Annotated in this window: 5 protein-coding genes and 1 pseudogene; 1 reads left to right on the forward strand and 5 read right to left on the reverse strand. The window is 56.8% G+C overall.

Annotated features, from left to right (window positions below):
- Window position 1 precedes the first annotated feature (1 nt).
- The 4 genes from AB4Y96_RS17530 to argH form a co-directional block, all read right to left on the reverse strand.
- Complete coding sequence (locus tag AB4Y96_RS17530; protein ID WP_441918726.1) at window positions 2-2,536, reverse strand: TIGR02302 family protein; 2,535 nt, start codon at window positions 2,534-2,536, stop codon at window positions 2-4.
- A 129-nt stretch (window positions 2,537-2,665) separates the two neighbouring features.
- Window positions 2,666-3,931: a diaminopimelate decarboxylase gene (gene lysA / locus AB4Y96_RS17535; RefSeq protein ID WP_441918728.1), complete on the reverse strand. Its 1,266-nt coding sequence runs from the start codon at window positions 3,929-3,931 to the stop codon at window positions 2,666-2,668.
- Between the two features lie 11 nt (window positions 3,932-3,942).
- The gene (gene lptM, locus AB4Y96_RS17540; protein ID WP_091880008.1) at window positions 3,943-4,131 is read right to left on the reverse strand and encodes an LPS translocon maturation chaperone LptM; all 189 of its coding nucleotides are present in this window, start codon (window positions 4,129-4,131) and stop codon (window positions 3,943-3,945) included.
- A 79-nt stretch (window positions 4,132-4,210) separates the two neighbouring features.
- Window positions 4,211-5,611: an argininosuccinate lyase gene (gene argH, locus AB4Y96_RS17545; protein WP_441918730.1), complete on the reverse strand. Its 1,401-nt coding sequence runs from the start codon at window positions 5,609-5,611 to the stop codon at window positions 4,211-4,213.
- Window positions 5,612-5,668: 57 nt separating this feature from the next.
- Here argH and tlpA point away from each other — a divergent pair, with 57 nt between their 5' ends.
- Complete coding sequence (gene tlpA, locus AB4Y96_RS17550) at window positions 5,669-6,349, forward strand: thiol:disulfide interchange protein TlpA (protein WP_441918732.1); 681 nt, start codon at window positions 5,669-5,671, stop codon at window positions 6,347-6,349.
- Between the two features lie 720 nt (window positions 6,350-7,069).
- On the opposite strand, the pseudogene AB4Y96_RS17555 reads toward tlpA, so the two are convergent.
- Window positions 7,070-7,276, reverse strand: a pseudogene (locus AB4Y96_RS17555) (hypothetical protein); the annotation flags it as partial.

Genomic DNA, 7,276 nt, shown 5'->3' on the forward strand with positions numbered 1-7,276 from the left:
GTCAATCGAATTTCAGCAGACGTTCCAGATAGTCCTTTTCCATCTGCGGGCTGAGCGCATTGCCGAGCCTTTGGCGGATTGCATCAAGAATTTGTTTGGCGCGCTGGATATCGGCTTCGCCGGGGAGCATGGGCCTGTCGACATCGGAATAGGAACTGGTGCCGTCCTTGCCTTGCGGGCGTCCCAGGGGATCGAGGCCGCCTTGCTCGCCTTTGCCCTTGCCCGTCTGCCCCATGGCCTGCATCTGCTTCATCATGTCCTGACCGCCCTTGCGCAGGGAATCAAGCGCATTGCTCTGCTGGTCAAGTGCCTGTCCGCTGTCCGCATCGCCGAGTGATTTTTTGGCTTCACCCATGGATTTACCGGCGTCGCCGAAATCCTTGTTGGGGGTAATGCCCTGACCGTTCAGATCATCCATCAGCTGCTGAAGGTCCGACTGAAGCTTGCCCTGACCTTCCTGCAGGCCCTTGAGTGCCTTGGCAATCTCTTCCTCGGACATCTGGCCCTGCTGGCCATCCTGCCCCATCTGGCCATTGTCCTGCATCATGCCGTTCTGGCGTTGCTGTTCCAGCCGGTGCGTCTCATTCATTGTTTGCTGCTGGCGCCGCATCAGGTCGCCGAGTTTGTTCATCTGCTGCTTCATTGAATCGCCCTGGCCATCTTTGCCCTGAGCCTGACGCATCTGCAGATTGTTCAGCATGTCATTGAGCTGCGAGAGCAATTGCTGGGCCTGTTCCTTCGAGCCCTGCTTGGCCAGTTCTTCGATCTGCTTGAGAATCCGGTCAATATCCTCCTGCCGCAGCTCGCGCGCATTGGGATCGGCCTGCGCCATCTTCGGGTTGCGCTGCGCCTGCTGGGCAAGCTCGCGCATATATTTGCTCATGGCTTTGCGCAGATCGGCCATGCGTTTTTCGATTTCCTCGGGGCTGGCATTCTGCTCGATCGCCTGCCGCAATGCTTCCTGGGCCTCGCGCAGGCTGCGTTCCGCTTCGGAGAGTGCTCCATCTTCAATACCGCGTGCCACCTGCCACATATAGGCAACGACATCGCGCAACTGATCATCGCTGCGGGCAATGTTCAAACGCGAGCGGATGCTGCGCAGGGCCAGATAATGGGTCGGGTTCTTGATGGTTTCCTCAGGCCAGAGGGTGATGGCATCCAGCATGTTGAGCACATCAGGCTTGGTATTGGCATTGAGGGCAAGAATACGCCGCTGTTCCACGACAGCGCGGGCCAGTGGATTGGAGAATGGCCGCTCCGGCATGACCCAGGTTCTGGTTTCGCTTCTGGCTTCCTGTTTGGCATCATCAACTGCAAGAAGGGTTATGCGGATTTCCGATCCGGCCCAGACATGCTCGGTGAGGTCCTTGGTCGTCTTGGTGTCGCCGCCTTGCGCGCCGCGTTTTGGAAGGCTCAGCGGTATTTCAGGGGCGGCATAAAGCGGGCGTGCATTCTTGGCGGGTGGCGCGATCTGTTCGACCTTCGCCTGCGCACTGGCAGCGCCGTAATCGTCCTTGATCTCGTATGTCAGCTCCATCGTGCCATTGACGGCGCTTGACGGTTCCTTGGTAAAGCGGATCGTTGGCGGCTGATCCGGCAGAACTGTAAATGCCCATTCGGAATCGACATTGTTGCTGTCAGTCAGCTTGATAGCGGTGTTGGTCTCAAGCGCCACTTCGAAATTGCGCGGCTGGTCCTTGGCAGCTGTGGCCTCTTCCGGCTTTGCCGCGTCCTTGACGGCGACCTCAGTAGGCTTGCCATCAGGCAGGGTCTTCGTGACTTTCTCCGAGCCGGTGCCGCCGATAATACGAATAACCAGCGTGCTGTTCTGCGGAACAGTGAACTGCTTTTCCTGATTGTTGGCAGCCGAGGTGAGAAAAACCGGGGGGCGGCCCGTATAGCGCGGCGGCGTAACCCAGGCATCGATGCGAGGCGGCAAGGCATTGCTGGCGCTATGGCTTTTGAATGCATCGCTGAGGCGTCCACCGAGCGGACCACCGGAAAAAGCGAAGGCGATAACGAGGAGCAATCCGACAACGGCCCGCAGGCCCCAAGGGTCGATTTCCGGAATATTCGTGCGTGGCAGCCCGCTTCTCAGACCCTTGATGCGCTCTGCCATGCGCCTGCGGTGCTCGTCCCACAAGGCTTGCGCGAACGGATCATCCTTGCTCGTCGCTATCGTTTCCGACTGGACGGCAATGGGCTGGTGATCAAGTGTGTTGACGTCTTCGAGATGACGGCTGACTTCCGCATGATCAGGCAGGCGGAATTTCAGCAGGATATAGAGGCAGGCCGGCAGTGAGAGCACGAACAGCGCCAGCAATCCAAGCCGCGCCAGATCGGGCAGGCTGCGGAAAATGCCGAACCAGGCAAAGATCACGAACAATGCGATGACAAGCAGTGTCGGCAGGATCAGCGGCCAGAGCCGTTCAAAGGCGAGGGTCAACCACGCGGACAAGCGAAGGCGATCGATATTCTTGAAAATATCGAACCTGACCCTTTCAGCGTCCCGTTGGTCCGGGTGTTGACCGGTCATCCTCACTCCATCTCGTCAACTGCATGAATCTTTATGACGCGTTGACTTAACCTTGAGAATACCACTCATCGTGGCAAAGGCGAGGCCTTGGCGCAAAAAGCTGTTCACCGTTGTGTGTATGCCGGTGCTCTAAAGCCAGTCGGGTATCGAATCGAGGCCTATCAGTTCCTCGTAGCTCGTGCGCGGGCGCACAACGTGGAACTGGTCGCCGTTCACAAGCACTTCGGGAACGAGCAGGCGGGTATTGTAGGTGCCTGCCTGAACCGCGCCATAGGCTCCAGCCGTGCCAATGGCAATCAGATCGCCGGGCGCTGGACGCGGAAGGTCGCGGTCAAGCCCGATATAATCGCCGGTCTCGCAAACCGGGCCGACCACATCGCCGCGAATGCGTGGATGGCTTGGCGTTGCTTCCTTGACCGGACGGATCGTGTGGAATGCGTCATAGAGTGTTGGCCGGATAAGGTCATTCATCGCCGCATCGACAATGATGAAATTGCGCGCATCACCCTCTTTGACGAAAATGACTTCACTGACCAGAATACCCGCATTGCCGACGATCAGGCGTCCCGGCTCGAAAATCGTCTTCAGCCCCAGCGGCTTGATATGCTTGGTAACGATGGCCGCATAGGCATCGGGCAGGGGTGGTGGGTTGTTGTCGAAGTGGTAGGGAATGCCGAGGCCGCCGCCGAGATCGACATGGTTGATATCATGGCCGTCGGCTTTGAGATTGCCGACCAGCTGTGCGAGCAGGGCAAAGGCATCGTCAAACGGTTCCAGATCGGTGATCTGGCTGCCGATATGCATATCAACGCCCCGGACCTTGAGACCGGGCAGCTTTGCCGCACGGGCATAGACGGAACGCGCCTTGGCCAAGGGAATGCCGAACTTGTTCTCGGACTTACCTGTCGAAATCTTCTTGTGCGTCTTGGCGTCCACATCGGGATTGATACGCAGCGACACCGGCGCGATCTTTCCCGCTGCAACGGCCCGGCTGGAGAGAAGCTCCAGCTCCGGCTCGGATTCCACATTGAAGCAGTGAATCCCGGCACTGAGCGCAAAGTCCATTTCGCCCGGCTTCTTGCCAACGCCCGAAAAGACGATCTTGCTGGCTGGGATGCCCGCTGCGAGCGCACGGCGCATTTCGCCTTCCGACACCACATCGGCACCGGAGCCGAGACGTGCAAGGGTTTTCAGCACGGCCTGATTGGAATTGGCTTTCAGCGCATAGCAGACCAGTGCATCCATTTCGGCAAAGGCTGCGGCGAACACCTTGTAGTGCCGCTCGATGGTTGCCGTCGAATAGCAATAGAAAGGGGTGCCGACCGCCTTGGCGATATCGGGAATGCTGACGTTCTCGGCATGGAGAACGCCGTCCTTATAATCGAAATGGTTCACGAAAAATCAGCCTAGATTATCGAGTCGAGGAAAAAGCGCTTGTCTTCAACGGGTGGTTTGGCAGGTTTGGCCTCGCCCGGTGCCGGTGCGGTTACCGATGCTGGCGGCAGTTCAAGCGGGCCCTTGCGGCCACAGGCCGATACCGCGCTTACGATTGCAACCGCCATCAGAATTGTCGTGAGGTAAGAACGGCTTCTCATAGATTTTGATCCTGTCGTCCGGAAATATGTTGTCCTGTCTAACGTATGGGAACGCTATTTGCATCCCCCATCGTCAGACTTACGATTTCGTGATGCGTTTTTGCCAGAACTTGATCTGTTTGCGAACCTGTTCTGGAGCCGTGCCGCCATAGGATTTGCGGCTGCGCACGGATTTGTCCACGGTCAGATAGCCAAACACCGCATCGGTGATCCCAGGGTGGATGCCTTTCAAGTCATCAAGCGTCAATTTACCAAGCTCGGCTTTCTTCTGTTCGGCAAGCGCCACGGCACGGCCGGTCACATGATGTGCCTCGCGGAACGGCAGGCCAAGCTCGCGCACCAGCCAGTCGGCAAGATCGGTCGCCGTTGAATAACCGGAGCCTGCAGCCTTCTTCATGGCCGCAGTGTTGATAGTCATATCGCCGACCATGCCGGTCATGGCGGCCAGCGCCAGTTCAAGCGTTTCGGCGGCGTCGAAAACGGCTTCCTTGTCTTCCTGCATGTCCTTGGAATAGGTCAGCGGCAGGCCTTTCATAACAGTCAGCAACCCGACCAGCGAGCCGGTGATACGGCCTGTTTTGGCACGCACCAGTTCGGCGGCATCGGGGTTTTTCTTCTGCGGCATGATGGACGAGCCGGTGGAGAAGGAATCCGACAGGCGCACAAAGCCGAATTGCGGTGTCGACCAGATGACGATTTCTTCGGCGAGCCGCGAAAGATGGGTTGCGGCAATCGCCGCCAGCGACAGGAATTCCAGCGCGTAGTCGCGGTCGGATACGCTATCGAGCGAGTTGCGGGTCGGCTCACGAAAGCCGAGTTGTTTCGCCGTCATATGCCGGTCGATGGGAAAACCTGTTCCGGCAAGCGCTGCAGCACCGAGCGGGGACTCGTCCATACGTTCGATAGCGTCCTTCACCCGGCTCAAATCACGGCCGAACATTTCCACATAGGCCATGCAGTGATGGCCGAAGGTGACGGGCTGTGCCGTCTGCAGATGGGTGAAGCCGGGCATCAGTGTTGCCGCATGTTCTTCGGCGCGCTTCAGGAAGGCTTCGATGAGCTTTTTCAGCGCGGCCGCTGTTCGTTGCAATTCTTCCTTGACCCACAGGCGGAAATCGACGGCAACCTGATCATTGCGCGAACGGGCTGTATGCAGGCGGCCAGCCGGTGCGCCGATGAGTTCGGCAAGGCGCGACTCGACATTCATGTGAATGTCTTCAAGTTTGCGTGAGAAAACGAACTTTCCGCTCTCGATTTCTGACAATATCGTGTTCAGGCCCTTTGCGATCTTGTCGTGATCATCAGCTGCGATTATGCCGGTTTTCGCAAGCATGGCAGCATGAGCAAGAGAACCGGCGATATCCTGGGCATAGAGTTTCTGGTCAAAACCGATGGAAGCGTTGATTTCTTCCATAATGGCAGCTGGACCCGAGGCAAAACGGCCTCMCCACATTTCATTGCTGTTTTTCTTGTCGGACATTGTAAACCTTGGGTGAGCCTTTGGTGAACCGGGGTGGATAGACGGAAAGTGTAAAATATGAGCGACGGCAACGAACCACAGAAAACCACGTCAGGCGGCAACAGGAAAATCATTCTTCTTGCTGCGCTCGCAGGCATAGTTGCCGGTGCGGTTGGGGTATACGTGATGGAGCGGCCTTCTGGCAACATTGTTGCCGGAACAAACACGACCGATCAATGCACAGCCAAGACCGATGCAGCCAAGAAGATCGATGCGGCAGCCACTGGCGCCGTTGCCGCCATGCGCGGAGCCGAGAAGCCGCAATCCATGTCGGCGCTTTCCTTCACCGGTCCCGATGGCAAGCCGATGCGGCTGGCGGATTTCAAGGGCAAGACCATCCTCGTCAATCTCTGGGCCACCTGGTGCGCGCCCTGCCGTGAGGAAATGCCCGCGCTTGATGCGCTGCAAACCAAAAAGGGCGGCGATAATTTTCAGGTCGTGACGATCAATATCGATACGGGCGACGATCAGAAGCCGAAGGGCTTTTTGAGCGATATCGGCGTGAAGTCCCTGACGCTTTATCGCGATCCCACCATGGGTGTGTTCAATGAGTTGAAGCGCAAGAATCTGGCATTTGGCCTGCCGGTGACGATGATCGTCGACAAGGACGGCTGCCAGATCGCCGCAATGAATGGTCCTGCACCATGGGAAAGCGATGATGCTGCCAAACTGATCGATGCGGCGATATCGGCGCAGTAGTCTGAGAGCCGTTCTTTGCCAACAGGCTTGAACATGCAGCGTGGTTCGACACGCTGACCATGAGGGAGAGCGGTGGATGCAACGATAATCGTAAAGATTGCAGATCACAGGGCTGCGGAACTTGACACCCTGCAATCCTCACTCTCCCTCATCCTGAGCTTGTCGAAGGGCGCGACAACGGTTCTGCAATCAACATATTAAGCTTCCCTATTGCCACGCCCGCTTTTGCGTCTGGCTATTGAAAGGTGGGAAAGACGGGCGATCCAAAGGGGAACGCGTAAGTCTTGGCATTGGTAGTGTAGTTAGTGCGTTCCCCGGAGATTTTCCTGTTTTAACCAAGAAAATAACCGGATCACCCGTCTCGATGACTGGTTTTACCCTTGTGAGATAAAACCTTTCCTCTGCTGTTGGGTTCTCCCCGCAGACGAAATCACCGATCCTTTCCTGACTTCGAAAGTTTTCCGGAGCATTCCCGCCGGAAAGGACACCATCAGAATAAGCGAGGTGGGATGGTGTTGGATAAGTTGGTGTGATTTTTTTGAGAATGGATGGCTGTGTTGATGTGGTTCGTGGTTCGACAGGCTCACCATGAGGGAGAGAGGTGGGTTGCAGGGAGCCAAGTTCTGCAAGCTTTGCGCTGCACTCTTTGCGCTGCAATCTCTGCGATTATCGTTGCATCACCCAAGTCCCTCATGGTGAGCAACTGTGTTTGGGTGTTGATCAGATTTGGTGTTCTAATCTCCATGGTGTGTCGGTTTTGATGATGGCGTTGATGATGACGATGAGTTTTCGCATGATGGCCACAATTGCAACCTTGAAGGGTTTTCCAGCGGCTCTGAGTTTCTGGTAGAAGCGTGCCAGTGGCTGGCTCTTGGCCCTTATGATGGAAAGGCACGCCATGTAGAGGATGCGCCTGATATGAGGGCG

Origin of the sequence: Phyllobacterium sp. TAF24 (genome assembly GCF_052113785.1) — a bacterium.
Lineage (GTDB): Bacteria > Pseudomonadota > Alphaproteobacteria > Rhizobiales > Rhizobiaceae > Phyllobacterium.

Excerpts from the sequence above, each read along its gene's own strand:
- tlpA (WP_441918732.1), top strand. The coding sequence starts at position 5,669 with ATGAGCGACGGCAACGAACCACAGAAAACCACGTCAGGCGGCAACAGG.
- lptM (WP_091880008.1), bottom strand. The coding sequence starts at position 4,131 with ATGAGAAGCCGTTCTTACCTCACGACAATTCTGATGGCGGTTGCAATC.
- AB4Y96_RS17530 (WP_441918726.1), bottom strand. The coding sequence starts at position 2,536 with ATGACCGGTCAACACCCGGACCAACGGGACGCTGAAAGGGTCAGGTTC.